At 56.7% G+C, this 14,546-nt stretch carries 17 protein-coding genes; 9 read left to right on the top strand and 8 right to left on the bottom strand.

Annotated features, from left to right (window positions below; translation table 11 throughout):
* The first annotated feature begins 217 nt into the window (after positions 1–217).
* Positions 218–1,963 carry an ATP-dependent nuclease gene (locus AC13F7_RS12095; RefSeq protein WP_483000605.1) on the top strand — a complete coding sequence of 582 codons (1,746 nt, stop codon included), beginning with the start codon at positions 218–220 and terminating at the stop codon, positions 1,961–1,963.
* Here the strand turns inward: AC13F7_RS12095 and AC13F7_RS12090 are convergent.
* Entirely contained in the window at positions 1,960–2,955 is a 996-nt protein-coding gene (locus AC13F7_RS12090; RefSeq protein WP_229289963.1) for an SH3 domain-containing protein, read from the bottom strand. The two genes, AC13F7_RS12095 and AC13F7_RS12090, sit on opposite strands and share 4 nt — an antisense overlap.
* Positions 2,956–3,212: 257 nt before the next feature.
* Positions 3,213–3,569, bottom strand: coding sequence for a helix-turn-helix domain-containing protein (locus AC13F7_RS12085; protein WP_229289964.1), 357 nt, complete (start codon positions 3,567–3,569; stop codon positions 3,213–3,215).
* Between the two features lie 239 nt (positions 3,570–3,808).
* Here AC13F7_RS12085 and AC13F7_RS12080 point away from each other — a divergent pair, with 239 nt between their 5' ends.
* Together AC13F7_RS12080 and AC13F7_RS12075 are read left to right on the top strand one after the other, a co-directional pair.
* Positions 3,809–4,117 (top strand): hypothetical protein, encoded by a 309-nt coding sequence (locus tag AC13F7_RS12080; protein ID WP_483000597.1) that lies wholly within the window; start codon positions 3,809–3,811, stop codon positions 4,115–4,117.
* Between the two features lie 64 nt (positions 4,118–4,181).
* Positions 4,182–4,565: a hypothetical protein gene (locus AC13F7_RS12075; protein ID WP_483000593.1), complete on the top strand. Its 384-nt coding sequence runs from the start codon at positions 4,182–4,184 to the stop codon at positions 4,563–4,565.
* A gap of 43 nt (positions 4,566–4,608) precedes the next feature.
* Here the strand turns inward: AC13F7_RS12075 and AC13F7_RS12070 are convergent, their stop codons facing one another.
* On the bottom strand, positions 4,609–4,785 hold the full coding sequence (locus AC13F7_RS12070; protein WP_004149767.1) for a DUF3606 domain-containing protein: 177 nt from the start codon (positions 4,783–4,785) through the stop codon (positions 4,609–4,611).
* Positions 4,786–5,341: 556 nt separating this feature from the next.
* Here AC13F7_RS12070 and AC13F7_RS12065 point away from each other — a divergent pair.
* Complete coding sequence (locus AC13F7_RS12065) at positions 5,342–5,566, top strand: hypothetical protein (RefSeq protein WP_483000587.1); 225 nt, start codon at positions 5,342–5,344, stop codon at positions 5,564–5,566.
* Between the two features lie 376 nt (positions 5,567–5,942).
* Here the strand turns inward: AC13F7_RS12065 and AC13F7_RS12060 are convergent, their stop codons facing one another.
* From AC13F7_RS12060 to AC13F7_RS12050, 3 genes are all read right to left on the bottom strand, one after another.
* Positions 5,943–6,500: a MobA/MobL family protein gene (locus tag AC13F7_RS12060; RefSeq protein WP_483000585.1), complete on the bottom strand. Its 558-nt coding sequence runs from the start codon at positions 6,498–6,500 to the stop codon at positions 5,943–5,945.
* 160 nt (positions 6,501–6,660) lie between these two features.
* Entirely contained in the window at positions 6,661–7,605 is a 945-nt protein-coding gene (locus AC13F7_RS12055; protein WP_483000583.1) for an ImmA/IrrE family metallo-endopeptidase, read from the bottom strand.
* A complete protein-coding gene (locus tag AC13F7_RS12050) occupies positions 7,602–7,955 on the bottom strand; it encodes a helix-turn-helix domain-containing protein (RefSeq protein ID WP_483000581.1) in 354 nt (117 codons plus the stop codon). The genes AC13F7_RS12055 and AC13F7_RS12050 overlap by 4 nt, the downstream gene beginning before the upstream one ends.
* 141 nt (positions 7,956–8,096) lie before the next feature.
* Here AC13F7_RS12050 and AC13F7_RS12045 point away from each other — a divergent pair, with 141 nt between their 5' ends.
* Genes AC13F7_RS12045 through AC13F7_RS12035 form a run of 3 tightly spaced genes read left to right on the top strand, consistent with a single transcriptional unit; the run spans position 8,097 to position 10,469 of the window.
* Positions 8,097–8,843, top strand: coding sequence for a multiubiquitin domain-containing protein (locus AC13F7_RS12045; RefSeq protein WP_483000579.1), 747 nt, complete (start codon positions 8,097–8,099; stop codon positions 8,841–8,843).
* Complete coding sequence (locus AC13F7_RS12040; RefSeq protein ID WP_483000577.1) at positions 8,818–10,020, top strand: ThiF family adenylyltransferase; 1,203 nt, start codon at positions 8,818–8,820, stop codon at positions 10,018–10,020. Before AC13F7_RS12045 ends, AC13F7_RS12040 begins: the two co-directional genes overlap by 26 nt.
* Positions 10,017–10,469 carry a ubiquitination-like system serine protease family protein gene (locus AC13F7_RS12035; RefSeq protein ID WP_483000575.1) on the top strand — a complete coding sequence of 151 codons (453 nt, stop codon included), beginning with the start codon at positions 10,017–10,019 and terminating at the stop codon, positions 10,467–10,469. Before AC13F7_RS12040 ends, AC13F7_RS12035 begins: the two co-directional genes overlap by 4 nt.
* A gap of 114 nt (positions 10,470–10,583) precedes the next feature.
* Here AC13F7_RS12035 and AC13F7_RS12030 read toward each other — a convergent pair whose 3' ends face one another.
* Both AC13F7_RS12030 and AC13F7_RS12025 read right to left on the bottom strand, forming a co-directional pair.
* A complete protein-coding gene (locus AC13F7_RS12030; protein WP_483000573.1) occupies positions 10,584–10,877 on the bottom strand; it encodes a helix-turn-helix domain-containing protein in 294 nt (97 codons plus the stop codon).
* Positions 10,878–10,879: 2 nt separating this feature from the next.
* Positions 10,880–11,218 (bottom strand): c-type cytochrome, encoded by a 339-nt coding sequence (locus tag AC13F7_RS12025; RefSeq protein WP_483001027.1) that lies wholly within the window; start codon positions 11,216–11,218, stop codon positions 10,880–10,882.
* Between the two features lie 649 nt (positions 11,219–11,867).
* Here AC13F7_RS12025 and AC13F7_RS12020 point away from each other — a divergent pair.
* A complete protein-coding gene (locus AC13F7_RS12020) occupies positions 11,868–13,259 on the top strand; it encodes a site-specific integrase (protein WP_483000571.1) in 1,392 nt (463 codons plus the stop codon).
* A 95-nt stretch (positions 13,260–13,354) separates the two neighbouring features.
* Complete coding sequence (locus AC13F7_RS12015) at positions 13,355–13,858, top strand: hypothetical protein (RefSeq protein WP_483001024.1); 504 nt, start codon at positions 13,355–13,357, stop codon at positions 13,856–13,858.
* Positions 13,859–14,546: the final 688 nt, after the last annotated feature.

Here is a 14,546-nt window from a genome sequence, read left to right as displayed (position 1 = left end):
TTTTAGGGGTCTTCCACACCCTAAATCCCGCCCCAATTGACGCCCCCAATCGCCAACAAACCTACGCTGAGCGTATCTTTTTGTGAACGCAATATGAATGGAGAGCACCAGTGGTTGACGCTGGCGCCGTTTGCTCTCGCGCTAGACTGAGATGCTGGTCACAGAGAGGGCCCCGTCATGCGGCGCGTCGTCCCAGTCCACATTTGCAAGGAATGCTATGCCGATCACCGGGGTCAAGATCAAGGGTATGAGCTGTTTCACCACAGAGTTCTGCGGCTTCGACGAGTTCAAGCTGATCAACGTCATCATCGGGCGCAACAACACTGGCAAGTCGCAGCTGTTGAAGATCATCCAGAGCCTCTGCTCGCCCGATCACACCAAGTCGCGACTTCCTGCCTCGTATCGTTTTACAGGCACATTCGACGAGGTGACGCTCCAAGGAATTTTTGCCAACTCTCAGCGCTCTGGCGCCCTCGGCGTTCCAAACACGGACAGCAACTGGACGTTTCACGGCCTGCGCTTCGTTGATACACCAGTGAGCTGGATCGAGAATGCGCACGGATCCGTAAATGACCTGTCACATCAGGCGAAAGAGATGTCTGATGCCTTGGGCAGGATCCTCTCCCATCAGGTTAACGAAGCGACGGAGATGGAGCTTGCTAAGGCAGCAAGTCGACTCAAAAGTCCGTTCACCGACAAGATCTTTCGTCATATGCTGGCTGATCGCGACATACGGAATGAGCCTGCCGCCGCTAAGCTCGCTCTTCGCTCAGATGGACAAGGGGCGACAAATATCATCCGCGATCACTTGATCCGGGCTGACAACATCATGGTGACGCGGCGCCGCATTCAAGATGAACTGCGAGGGGCACTTAACCATATCTTCGGCCCGGACGGGTCCTTTTCTGCAATTTCTGTGCAACAGCATGAGGACGGGGAATGGGAGATCTTCCTTGAAGAGGCGGAAAAAGGGCTGATCCCGCTGAGCAGCTCAGGCAGTGGCTTGAAGACAGTCATCCTCGTTCTGCTCAACCTCCTGGTGATCCCTACGCTTGAGAATAAAGCGGCAAGTGACTATGTGTTTGCGTTCGAAGAGCTTGAGAACAACCTTCATCCTGCGCTTCTCCGACGCCTGCTGCGGTTCATCGACGGGTTCGCCGACGAACACCAATGCCCGATCTTTCTGACTACCCACTCCAGTGCCACGCTCGATCAGTTCAGTCGCTCGGATCACGCCCAGTTTGTGCGCGTTTCACATGATGGGACTGCTGCATCGACCCAGACCATCTCCGCGCATTTTGATCACTCTCAGGTAGTCGGTGACCTAGGTGCCCGCGCGTCAGACATCTTGCAAGCGAACGGAATCATCTGGGTTGAGGGTCCCTCAGATGCCATCTATCTCAACCATTGGATTGAGACCTTCTCCGAAGGTAGTCTCTTGGAAGGCCGTGACTACGCCTGCGCCTTCTACGGCGGATCATTGCTCTCTCGGACCACGCTCAGTGACCCTACGGCAGCCAACCCGGAGTTGATCAAGCTCATCCAACTCAACCGCAACGCAGCAATGGTTTGCGACAGCGATCGGTCATCAAAGAGCAGTTCGCTCAAAAAGCGAGTTCTGAAAGCGCAAGAAGAAATGGCAAAGCTGCGTAATGGATACATGTGGGTGACTGCCGGCAAAGAAATTGAGACTTACCTGCCTGGCTCAGTGATTGGCAAGGCACTCAGCCTGAAAGCCGATCCCGTTGATCCTGCGCAGTTCGAGCTCTTCTTTCCAAGCGCATCTAAGTCGAAGAAGGGTGACTCTTACGTTGAGGCCAAGCTCAATCGGGCCAGCATTGACAAGGTTGAGCTTGCCCTCGCCTCTCGCGAACACACCACATCAGCCATCATGGCGCCACGCTTTGACTGGGCCGAACGCATGCGAGAACTGGTGGCCACAATCCGAACGTGGAACGATTAGTCCGGCTCGGTGAGGCGCTTCAAATGCTTGTTCAGGACCCATCCGAACCGCAACGCGCCCTCGTCGTCCACCGTTTGGACAAAACGCCACTTGCCGGCAGCGCGCAGGACCTGCACTTCCTCACCGTAAGGCAACCAGTGGGTGGCTGGCTCAGAGAGCTCTGCCCGAAATGGAGCGGAACGGACGATGACCTGGTAGGTGTGATCAGCCATCTCTAGATCCAATATGGCTTGATTTAGCGCGACCATCTGACGCCCGCTTCGATTCTGCTCGTCAAGCTTGGCGTTCATCGCCTGACTTTGCGCGTCAATCTTGGCCATGTGCTCAGCGTGATCTTGATTGCTTCCTATTTCCGTATAGAGGAAGCAAGCGATTGTCAGCGCATATCCATAGAGGACCATTCGATCTGCATGCGGTAGACCGGATGATCGCAACGCAGCCAAACACCCCACCAACCATGAAACCAGAGACGTTGCCGTTGCCGGCATTGCAGCAGGGGGCGTTGCCATGTCTGGTGACGAGGCTGACGTATCCTCCGACGCCTCCTGCAAAAGCTGCTCCATGCGCTCTTGCATCTCGACGCTGGACATCTCCGATAGCCAAGACTGAAATGCCGGCGATTGGCTCAGCTGCGCTGCTACGTGCAACTGCTCGCCGAACTGCTCAGCCAAGCGCCTGACAGGTCCAATGCTTGACTCGAGTCGGCGCATCGCCTCGACGGCAGCGTCGCGTTGGGGCGCATACCGGTCGCGCCAAGCAAGAATGTCATTTGCCGTTCGGCTTGCAGCTATCGCGAGTTCGCTGACAACCGGCTGCCAAGGCATGAGGGACTGGCGCAATGCCATGGCTGATCGCCTGGCCATCTCTGCATACTCGTTCAACTGACCCATGCGGTCGGCCAAGTTCTGTCGTATGCCTGAGGACATACGCAGCACGTCGCTGTTGGCCAGCTCTATCGCAAATCGGGTAGCGGGTGACTCGATATCTCGCATAGCCGCAATCGATGGATGCTGCTGGGCCGCGTGGAGAGCATGAATGGCTGAGTTGCGTTGCATCTGCTCAACAAGCCGCGTTGCCGAGCTTCGGTCAATCACACGCGTGAGCCGCGCACCCGGCGTTTGGTCTGGCTGACACGCGTCTTCCTGGTCCGAAGTCATTGGCAGCTCGCAGATAGGTTGCCCTATCTTAAAAGCAGCCTACCCGCTCGGCCAGCTTCCGCTGCGCAGTTGGGTTCTACGCAGGCAAACCGCTACGGCTGATCCTGCGCTGTGCGATCAATCTGAGCGTGGCGAACCCGGATTTCTTCGGCTAGTGCCCGAAGCTCTTCGGGTTCGTAGTCCTGGACAGCTTTGATCAGCTCGGCTAGTTCCGGCGTCTCGGCAACCAAATACGCCACGGACACGCCCAAGGACTGGGCGATCTTCAAGGTCGTTTCCCAGTCGGTCGCATGGACGCCGCTCTCATAGCGGCTTATGTAGGGCCCCGCCCGCTTTTCATCCAACCCCACGCTCTTCCCCAGGGCCCGCTGAGAGACGCCAGACGCTTTGCGGACCTCCTTCATGCGGGTCGCGATAAGGGTCTGGATCGAGAGGGCGAGCGCGTTCATCTGGGAATGATGAACGTCAGTTACGCCCAACGCAAAGTTACGTTGAACGCATCATACGTTTGACGTAACCTTTTTGGCAAGCCCGCTCCGGATCGGCACCCCTCCATCGCCTGATGCTCGCTCAAGCGCGCTCGTCCAATCGGCCCCTACGGTCTCCGGCCGAGTCCCGGGACCTGCCTAAACCTTTGTCCACACTCCCTGCCCTCACCCATCCGCTTTCAGACCTCAAAGGAATGACCATGCCCAAGACCCTTCTGGCTTCGCTTGCCACCGCCTTGCTGCTGACTGCGTGCTCTGCTGCACCGTCTGCAAACAAGGCGGAAGACGCGATGCTTGTCTTTGTGAAGGCCAACGGATCTGACGAAGCTCGCTTGACCAAGTTTGCTATCGGCAAGTGCGAGAAAGGCGACGGTGGCTACAACTGCCCCGTCCAGGCCCGCGTCTTGGCCATGAATGGTCGCTTTGACGAAGACTTCAATGGCGTCTTTACGTTCGCCGAGGTGGACGGCAACTACCGAGTCGTCGGCGTCGTCAGTCGCACCCTTTGATTGACCCCGACGCACTTCGCACCGCAGCCCGCGCTTATCACCCCAGAGCCAATCAGGAATTCCCATGACCGTCGGCACGTTCTTCCTCCTGCTCGTCCTCGGCGCCACCGCGCTTGTGCTTATTGGCTTGGGCCGCAGTTTCAAACTGCGGAGCGAGCGCGGCAACTTTGAGCAGGACTACGCGCGAAGCTACTTCTATCGCTCGGGCGCCATCGCGCTGTCCCCTGAGCAAGCGAGGATCAAGCTTCGTGACCGCAACCAGACCAAGATCTACCCTTTTGCTGACGTGCGAGCCTGGGAAAAACACTGGCACAACACCAAGCGCGAAGGGACACTGACGGTGAGTGTGCGCGACGTCGACCAGCCTGTCTGGACGATCAGGTTCGGCAACGAAGCGGAGATGAATCGCTGGTATGAGCTTCTGAACCAGGCAATCAACGCCGACTAAGCGGATCAAAGAAGAGGGCAGGATGATCCCGCCCTCTTCGCCCTCACTTGCCCAGGTGGCGCTTTACATCCTTGGTCATCACGCCCACTGCCGCCACAGCCTCTTTCAGCTTTGCCGGTGTGACGTTGAAGTGCTTGGACCAATCCCGCAGTTCCCACGCTTCATTTACGTTGATACGGATTCCATCAGGCGGGCCGCGCTTGCTCAGATCATCTGCCATTGCCAATCCCCTCCACGCCTCGAAATGTGAGGCGCCTCACGGTCTCGCCACACCTAGCCTCAGTCCAGTCGGATTTCTCCGCGACCAAACGTAGGCCATTTCCTACTTCCGACAAGCCCAATCCTTGCTTGATCTGAGCACAGGGAAGCGGACGCAGATGCGGGCGATCCAAAGCATCGCGGCGTGGCGGCTAGGGGCACGCCACGGCGCGTTGGCCTTCCCAAGGCCGACCCCGATACCCGAGGACCCGCCACCAGTAGGCGGAGCAAGACAGCAAGTCAATCAGACCTCGCCCTGCGGAACCAACTGCCGGCTTTGGCATATGCGTCCGCTGGGGAGGCAGCAGTCGTTGTCCCTGAGCAGTTACAAAGGTCGGAATGGCGCAATGATTGATTGTCGGCATGAATGGCGACCGGGCGAGCAGCCGACTTCTTTTTTAGCGCTTGTAGGGGCGCGCGTGCTCGGCCCTGCACATCAAACGGGCACGACTACCAATCTAAGCTTTATACGCCGTCAAGAGATTTGACAACATCGCGATTCCTGTTAGGAATCAGGCATGAATACCATTTCCTGTAACCTCAACGCCTCAGATTTTCCCGACTTTGACGAGCCAAACACCCCGGAATCGCGCCGAACGCATTTGCGCTTCTGGCTCCGATGCTTAGCTGATCGGGGAGAACAACCGGACGCCCGCATCCATGACGCTTTAGGTCGGTATGTCGATGGCACCTATGATCTTCATGCACTCAGCCGAGCAGTCATCGAGCCCTACCTGCACTGACTATTAGCTGACCGCTAGTAACTAGGCGTCTTAGCGCGAGACTGAGTCTACGACGCCCAGGAGGATCGCTCGTTGACGGCATGCTTGGCGCGCGAGCCACCAAGCAGACCATTCGTTGTTGAGACTTTGCGCAACCTTACGACAGGCGATGCGAAGGCGCGCCGTTCGCCTTCTGCCATGCCGCAAGCACCGGGTCACTGTGGCTCGCAACAGTTTTGTTGTCGACAGCAGGCCATGGCCAAGCGACGTTTTTTTCCTGATGCGCCAGCATTGCGCCTTCGAACTCTTTGACCAGTCTGGACAACAGGTGCCCTGGGGACGAGGGACGAGCATTCGCCTCTTTGGCACGCAGTTCCGCGCGTCCAGCACTTGATGCCTATTGCAGGTGCGTCTTGACGGATTGCATGACGGTTGCGCGAACCCATTCGACCTGTGGCTTGCCATTAATGACGCCATCGAGCTCACGTGTCTTCTGAGCGAGTCCCCGCGCATCTACCTTGCGTGTCGTTGCCAGGAGGTGGGCGTAGTAGTGGCGAGCATCTGCATTCTTAGGCGGTTCGTGCATGCTGACTTGAATGGCGAACTGGAAACGCAGCACAAGTTTGCGAGCGACATCCAACGCGAGTTCCCAGCGCTGATCATCATCAAGCTCGTGGGGCAGCGCTATCTCGAAGTCACGAGCGACCGTGCTGTCTTTGCGCCTCTCAGCAGCTTCGACTGCGCTCCACAACTGCTGAGGATCTTCCGTCCACTCAGGCGAGCCGATGGGGCTGATGCAGATGACGCGCTGGACGCCAGAACGAGTTTGATAGTTGTGCACGATCCCTGTGCGCGTGTCTGTAAGGCACAACGCACCGCGATAGGCGGCAGCCGCGACGGCTGAGTGTTGTTTGGCACGACTGAAGGTCTTAACGCGAGTGTGGTAAATGGCCATAGATGCTCCTTTGATTGAGCATCCATGTATAGGCGGCTGGGGCTAACAAACAAGGAGTCTGGTCGATAACAAATCAACACAAGAGTGACGCCTAAAGGCCATGGATTTTCGCTCCCGACATGTCATTAGGCGACCGTTCAGCCACGCTCCGCCGCATCGTTCACTGCTTGGCCACGGGAGTAGATCTCACACTTTCCGGCAAAAACAACACACTCGTTGGCAACTCAGCCTCGGGATAAATCAGCAAAAATATGTTGTGCTTCGTGTCGAACCCCTCGCCGATGCACTGGTGCCTAGTCCCATTCTGATCAGCGTAGACGAAGTCGCGCGGCGCCGTCATGCGCTTCCCAATCGGAATCAAGCTAGCAAGCGCGTGCTTGTGATCAATAACGAGATCGGAGGGCCGGCCAAACCTCAGCAGAAAACTGGGAGACGGCTCGATCCTACGCACCTCTGCCTTAAATTCACCCGAGTCGACAAATTCCAGCGGATTGAGGACGTATACGACACACGGCGCATGGTGAGTGCGTGCAAACTCGCGCGCCGCAGCATAGTTGGACGAGCCAAACCGCTTGGCGAGGGTAATGGGCGCACGGATTCCCATCTTGAGATCCGCAGCAGCATTGCGAAATGTATCGCCTTGAAAGAGTACGAAGCGGGCAAAATTGTTGGCTTCGCGCTCGAATCGGTCAGCAATGTCAGGCGCAAGCGTTTGCTCACAGTCCTGAAAAAACTTGAACACGGTCTTGTGAGTGGGCATCTCGTGGTGCCCCGCCTCATGAAGTTTTAAAAACGTTTGCTTGGTAGGGCCGACCCCGTGGTCGATATGAACAACGCCCTCCATAGAGTCATAGAGCCCGAGAACCTTGCCGAGCGCGCGCTTTAATGTTTCCGCAGCCTTGTGTGTCTTCTGCTTGATGTAAGCAAACAACATTGCCGGGTCAAAAGCACTTTTAGGCGCGACTTGAAGCTTCGCCGCCTCCATCAAAGTATCGACTGGCGTTGGAAAAACGCCCCATGCGTCCGCTCGATCAAGGAATAGCTTTGCACGACCTTCGACAACAACAAGGTCACCTGGATCAAGCGAACTGTCATCGGGCTTCATGTTCGTTTCTTCGTCCTGAGAAATTGTAGGTAGTCGAGAAGCTCGACTTCCTCATCCTTGCTTAAATTATGCTCGGCGAAAGTGGCCGCTCGACCATGACGGGCCAAGTCAGGGCGCTCACTTATAGCAGGCAAATAACCCGCCAGCTGCATCAAGGTGATGTAATCAACAGCGTAGGCTTCGGCTAACGTGTGCAGAACATTGGGGCTTGGAGTAGTAATGCGACCGTTCTCCAACTGACTTATATAGGCGTTGGATACCTCTTTGTTTGTCGCCTCCTCTACTTGTCGTAGTGACATTTTCCGATCAAGTCGGATCGAACCTAAGTATTGGCCAAGAGTCAGGGCCACTTGGTCCTCCTAATCGTGCAGGGGCGATGGATTGTAGCCAGCCGCGCTTGATCCGTCAAGCATGCTCCAGGTGCTTGACAAACTACGCATGCGTTCCGCATCATGTGGTCAACGGGGCACCCTGCTTCCGGGAGACGTGACATGACCATTGAACTGGCTGTTGAAGAAGACGTTGAACGCGTAGTGATGGCTGGGCGCGCCGTGAGCCATGAAGGACCTTGGCGCATCCAAGTAGGAGACGACACGCTCCAATTCCGCTCCATCGTCGTGACGGACCCCATCATGACGGGAAGCCAGATCCTGGCCGCTGCGGGCGTCCGGGACCGGGTTGAGCACCTGGTCTACCAGATGCTGGCTAATGGGCTTCTGGAGGAAATCAACCCGGAAGAGACCACTGATATCCGCTCCAACCGCGCGGCCCGGTTTTTGGTGTTCAAAAACGACAGGTCATTCCGCTTGCTGGTAGACGACCGAACGCTGGATTGGGGTGCAGGACACATATCCGGCGCAACGCTGCGCGCACTCGCGGGACGCGATGAGGCTGATCTTTTCGTCTGGCAAGACATGCGCAACCAAGCCGATCTGCTCGTTTTGGACGAGGATCTTGTCGATCTCACCTTGCCGGGCGTTGAGCGTTTCTACCTGCGAGAGGTGGCATTCAACATCTTCGTCAACGGATCGCCCGAGACCGTATCCCGCCCTCGCCTGGCGTATTGGGACGTCGTCAAACTTGGCTTCCCCGATGCGAACGCTGCCGAGGAGATCGTTTACACCATCGATTACACGGGCGGCCCGCACCAAAATCCCGAGGGCACGTTGTCAGCTGGCCAGTCCGTTCGGATCAAGGAGGGGATGAAATTCTATGTCACACCTTCTGACAAGTCGTAATCCCGCCCTGGCCAAGCTGGTCCAGGAAGGCTATGAGCTGGAGTTCCGACCTGGACTCTTGCTCGTCCACGCCGTGCCTTATGTCAATGCGGCCGCACAGATCGCCCACGGCACACTCGTGTCTGAGCTTTCGATGGAGAGCCCTGATATCGTCGGGAAGCCTGGTTCCCACCAGATGCACTTCATCGGTGATCATCCTTGCTTTGCGGATGGGCGCATCTTTGCGCCCGTCCAGCACAGCTCCGGCGACTTCCCCTTGGGCAACGGTGTGTCTGCCCATCACCACTTCTCTCACAAGCGCAAGGATAAGGACCGTAACTGGATCGATTATGAGGACTACTACGTCAAGGTGAAGACGTATGTGGATGTGATCTCAGGTCCAGCAAAGATCATCGATCCTTCTGTCGATGCGCGAACACGGAAGGTCGCTACTTGGAGCGATGATACGACCCCGTTCGTTTACTCCGACACAGCTTCGACTCGAGCGGGGATTTTAGCCATAAATGAGCGTGCTTCCCAGGTCCGGGTAGCCATCGTGGGCCTTGGCGGGACAGGCGGGTATGTCCTTGATCTACTTGCCCCTACGTATCTACCAGAAATTCACCTTTTTGACGGCGACCAACTTCACCAACATAACGCTTTCCGCGCGCCGGGTGCCGTCCCAGCCGAAGCATTGGGTCGGCATCTACACAAGGTGGAGTGGTATGCGGAGCATTACAGCAACCTGCGTCGCGGAGTTGTGCCTCACTCCGAGATGATCCACGAAGCAAACGTTCACGAGCTGGCTCAGTTTGACTACGTGTTTTTGTGTATCGATCGCGGACAAGCTCGGGCGTTGATCCTTGATCATCTCAGAAAAACAAGCACGGTCGTGATTGACTGCGGCATGGGGATGAACGTCGCAAAGGATGGGCAAAAGCTATGGGGCACAATCCGGACCACAGTCAGCACACCGGCAAACCGCGATGAAGCGGCCAGCTTGATGCCCTTAGTTGATCGAGATGACGATCTCTACCGGTCTAACATTCAGATCATCGAATTGAACGCGCTCAATGCCGCAATGGCAGTGCTACGCTGGAAACGACTGATCGGAATGTTTGCTGACGACCGCTTAGAGATGGAGGGCACCTACAACACAGCCCTTAACCAGATCGGAAACAAGCCGGAGCCACTATGAACACCGCGTTCCCCCACCGCTTTGTGGACGTGATCCCTAAGGAGCCGGAGGAGAGAGTGTTGTTCGTCTCGATCGAACACGCGGTAGCAGTGCACCGTTGCGCTTGCGGCTGCGGTCGAAAGGTTGTGACACCCTTGGCACCAGTCCATTGGAAGCTCATCTTTGATGGCAGCTCTGTGAGTCTCTACCCTTCCATCGGCAATCACGCTTTTCCGTGCAAGTCCCACTACTGGCTCGAAAACGGCCGAGTGAGATGGTCATATGAGATGTCGCAGCATGAAGTAGAAGCCGTCCGAGCTCAGGATAAACGCCGTCGTGCTGAGTTCTATGGAGAAACCGGGAAGAGCTCGACCCGACCTGTTCCACCGTCTCAGCAGCCAAGCACTCAGCCTGCCAGGCAACCGAAGCTGGATGCCCCCCGGCCTTGGTGGAAACGCTGGTTTGACTAAGCGCCTCCACCTCAGTGCGTCCTTTCACGTGCTGCAAGCAGGGGTATTCAGACGATGCCCCTGCCCCCCATCCCTTTAGGCAGGCGCCGAGCCGGCCTAACGCCCTCATCTTCGTTATAGCTGAGCGCTTCTGACCAACATCGACAACGGCAATCCCAAAGCATCTGCCAAGCGCATTAGGGTCGAGAGCTGGAAGTCCTTCTTGCCCTGCTCAACATGCCCAAGCTGCGTGCGATGCATCCCCAACGTCTTGGCCAGCTCAAATTGTGTCAGCCCTTGGCTCGTCCGTGCACGACGAATGGCATCGCCTAGTGCCCGCTGCCCCGCGACGACCGGCGCGGAGCGGGACGCGGACTGCCCCGGCTTTCGGCCACCACGATTGGCGCTCAATAATGCGAACGGCTCCATTGCTAGTTCGCAGGCAACTGATCTCTAGCCGAGAGCACCGACCGCAGGCGCGCGACCTCTGCCTCGTCCACGGGCTTGGCTGCGTTACCCCAGGAAATTCGGATGTAGTCCAGCGTTTCGGCGATCTGGCGGTCACTCATCTTCCAGGCAAAGGACGGCATACCAGCGCCTGTTGGTTTGGCATCTGTCGCAGCTGCGCGTTCACCCACAAGCATGACGTGCATCAAGCTTGCCGCATCATCCGATTGCAAGGATCGGTTGCCGGCAAACGCGGCGGTCGTGCCGCCCATCCCCTCGCCCCTTACTCTGTGACAAGTTGCGCAGTCCACCTCGTAGCGCAGCGCACCGCGCTGCCGGGGTTGCCGGTGCTGACCCTGGAGTCACTTTGCCCCCGCCGCTTCCCCTGGGAGGCGGCCCCAAGCCTGGCGACCACCGGGGCGGATGGTCTGCCGCCACCCGCCTGCCGGTGCTGTACAAGCACTTAGCCTGAGTCATTTCCGGCAACAGCATCATACCGTCCAAATATGACAGCAGCACCTTCTATTTGGATACGCAAATCAGACAGGCGAGACGCCGTCAACGCCAGTTATTCTTAATTTCCACTTTTTGATCAGCGCGCACTGAATGGATCCAGCCGGCGAGCCCACAGAATGCCTAAAGGCCATCTTTAGATACTACCGGCATCGCGCCCAACCCGACTCATTTATCTTACGTTCATATTAAATTCCAATTATTTTTGGCGTATATACATAACTAAACACTATGGCAAGTTCTTTTATAACAATGCATAGATAAACTCTAGGGGCTATACGCCCCAAATGTTCTACGGCAATTCTTAGCAATAATATTCTTCAAAAATCTACTTCGATTGCAAGGCGATTTCTCAACGCCCGGGCATCAACCATCCACGAGAAAGTAGTTCAAAATTGTCAATTGACAGAACATGTTTATCTCTTATCAACAGTCTACCTTCATAAATACGGATTGTAGATGCCCTCTGATTTACCCCACTTCAACCCCGAAACACCGCTCAGCGCCAACGACTCACTTCAAATCAGCAGCATCAAGCTCGGCAAGCTCGAACTGAGAGACGTCGTCGTCAACAGTCGCCAGGCTGGCATCCAGCTTTACGAGATCTTGCAGCTTACGATCCAGCAGATCGAAAACTCTCGACGCCGTCGCAATAGCACGCGCTTCCCGGACGCGCTTCCAATCGCGAGCCCTGCCCGGCGGCTATCAGAAGAAGTTGCGGACTACTTAGCCGACATGACGCGCCGCGCGTTGCAAGACACAACGACCAAAGCAGCTGCGCGCTCGTTGAAGATCTTACAAATAACGTGTGGCGACATCCCGGTGTCGATGATTGACCATCGCCACATACATCAGATGTGGAACCTGCTGCGCTCATCGCCGCCGACCTTGACCTCTGACCCTAAGCTTCAATGCATGACGGTTGATGCACTGATTGCCCTAGGCAAAAAACTCAACGTGCCTGCCCCCGCCATAGCGACTTTAGAGCTTCATCGTCGAATGCTTACAACGTTCTTCCAAGCGCTGGTCAACACCAAGGCCATCCCCCACTCGCCGATGGCCGCGTTCCGCCCGGTCAAGGCAAGTCTTTTAGAAAGCAGCAAGAGCGCAGAGCGGCTGCTAAGCACCGCAGACGTGCAAAGGATCTTCAATCCAGACACGTTCACGCCGTGGGCATCCAAGTTCCCACATCGCTGGTGGGCAACGATGATCGGCCTCTTCACTGGGGCACGGGTCAACGAAGTCGCACAGCTTAAAGTTGCAGACATCATCCAAGACCAAGGCACCTGGTGCATCGCAATTCGGATGACCAAAGATGCTGATCTTGCTAAAAGCGACGGGCAGCAAACCCGGCAGCGCCTCAAAGGAAAAAGCGCGATTCGCACGATCCCTGTGCACCCTGCCCTTCTAAAAGCTGGACTCCTGGACTTCGTTGCTGACATCCGAGCATGTGGGCACCCTCGCCTGTTTCCACAGCTTTCAGCGGGTGTGAACAAGGCAACGGGCAGGTCAAACGCAAGATACAGCCAGGCGCTCGTCATTCAGCTCAGCAACTACTTCAAAGACTTGGGCTTCCCGAAAGGTGTTGGCTTCCACGGCTTCCGTCACACGCTTGCCACGGAGTTGAAAGCTGCCGGCGTCAGTGAAGAAGACATTGCACTTATAACGGGCCACTCGATCTCTAAGAAGGTGCCCGTGCTGCATACCAACTACATCCATCGCTCGCCGCAGCTGGTGCGAGAGCGACAAATCGCGGCACTGGCAAAATACAACCCACCCGTTACGCTTCCTGTATACCAGCGTGGACAGTTCAAGGAAAAGCTTGGCAAAGGGGCGAGAATGTATCCGTGATAGTCCTGGCGTCATAGCTGCTCTGGTCGCAAAGCCAGCGCTTCCCTATCCAGTAGAGGATAGGCTATCGTCGCAGGAAACAATACGTGGCGGCGATGATGACTTTCTTCGAGGTACTTTCACTGTGTATCGCGCTTCTAGCCGTCATTCCGGCGCTTGTTGCACTGATCAGACAAAGCAAGCAGCGCAAACGCCTAGACCTCATTGAAGAAGCGCAGCTACGGCAGAACCGAGCGACAGCTGCGCTCCACGAGAAGCAGCTTGAGCTTTTGGTCGCTGCTCCAAGTGCCACGTCGGCTGCGCAAATCAAGCTGGAACTCATCCGCGATGACAGGAACTACCGCTTCCGCGTCAGCAACATCGGCAACGCACCGGCCCGATCAGTCAAGGTCAAGATCCTCCCCGGCGCAGAGGGCCACGACCCGACCGTGGACGGCGACTATGAGGCCAAGTTCCCGGCACCAATCATGGAGCCCGGGTCCTCGATCACCTACCTCGCCGGCATCTACCTCGATAGCCCATCTGCTTACAACGCGCTCGTCTCTTGGCAAGATATGGATGGCAAGGACGTTGTTCGAGAGACCTATGTAGCCATATAGCGCTCGAGGCGACAGGCCACCTAATTAGCCATCACGAATTCTATGCCCAATACCTCTAGCGCTCGTCAAGTAGCGCCCTCTGTGAGGCCGCGCGGCAAGATCGACCCAAAACGCTTCGCAGGCGACGAGGCGAAGCTCCTTCGTGCCGCGACGAAAGAAGCGTTTAAGCGCATCACATCACTGCTAGAGGCCTCCTTTTCCGATTTCAGTCCCGCGCAGCAGCAGCACATACGCCAAATGGTCGGCCAGAAGACAAGCCTCAGCTCGCGTGGGCAGCTTCGGACGAATTCCAAGCCAGTGGCTAATGAGTCACCACCGCGCTTCTGGCTTCCGTGCAGTGGTGAGACTTGATCAGGTCGGGGCCGTCCGCCAAAGGCGTTTGTCGCTTGGGAAGGGACCGTCGCGCACAGCGACTGGAAGAAAAACCACCCAAACGAGCGCCTCCCCGCCTTCCCGGGTTGACGGCATCCGATGCCCTAGCCTGGGAACGGGCCTTCCGTGCAAGGACAGCGGACGCTCGCGCGGGGATCGAGGCTGGCCTTGCAGCAGGAGCCATCGTCTTGAATGTTGGTCCGCGACCTCCCGAGCAAAACGCTCGCATCATCGACATTGCCTCGCTGGAAGACCTCACCATCGACGTCATTGGAGATGCCCTTAACATTGACTATGTTGAGCGCAACACCAACCC

This window comes from Stenotrophomonas sp. K-6, from assembly GCF_056861555.1.
The sequence above is the reverse complement of the archived record's forward strand: the minus strand, read 5'-3'. Positions and strand labels throughout refer to the sequence as shown.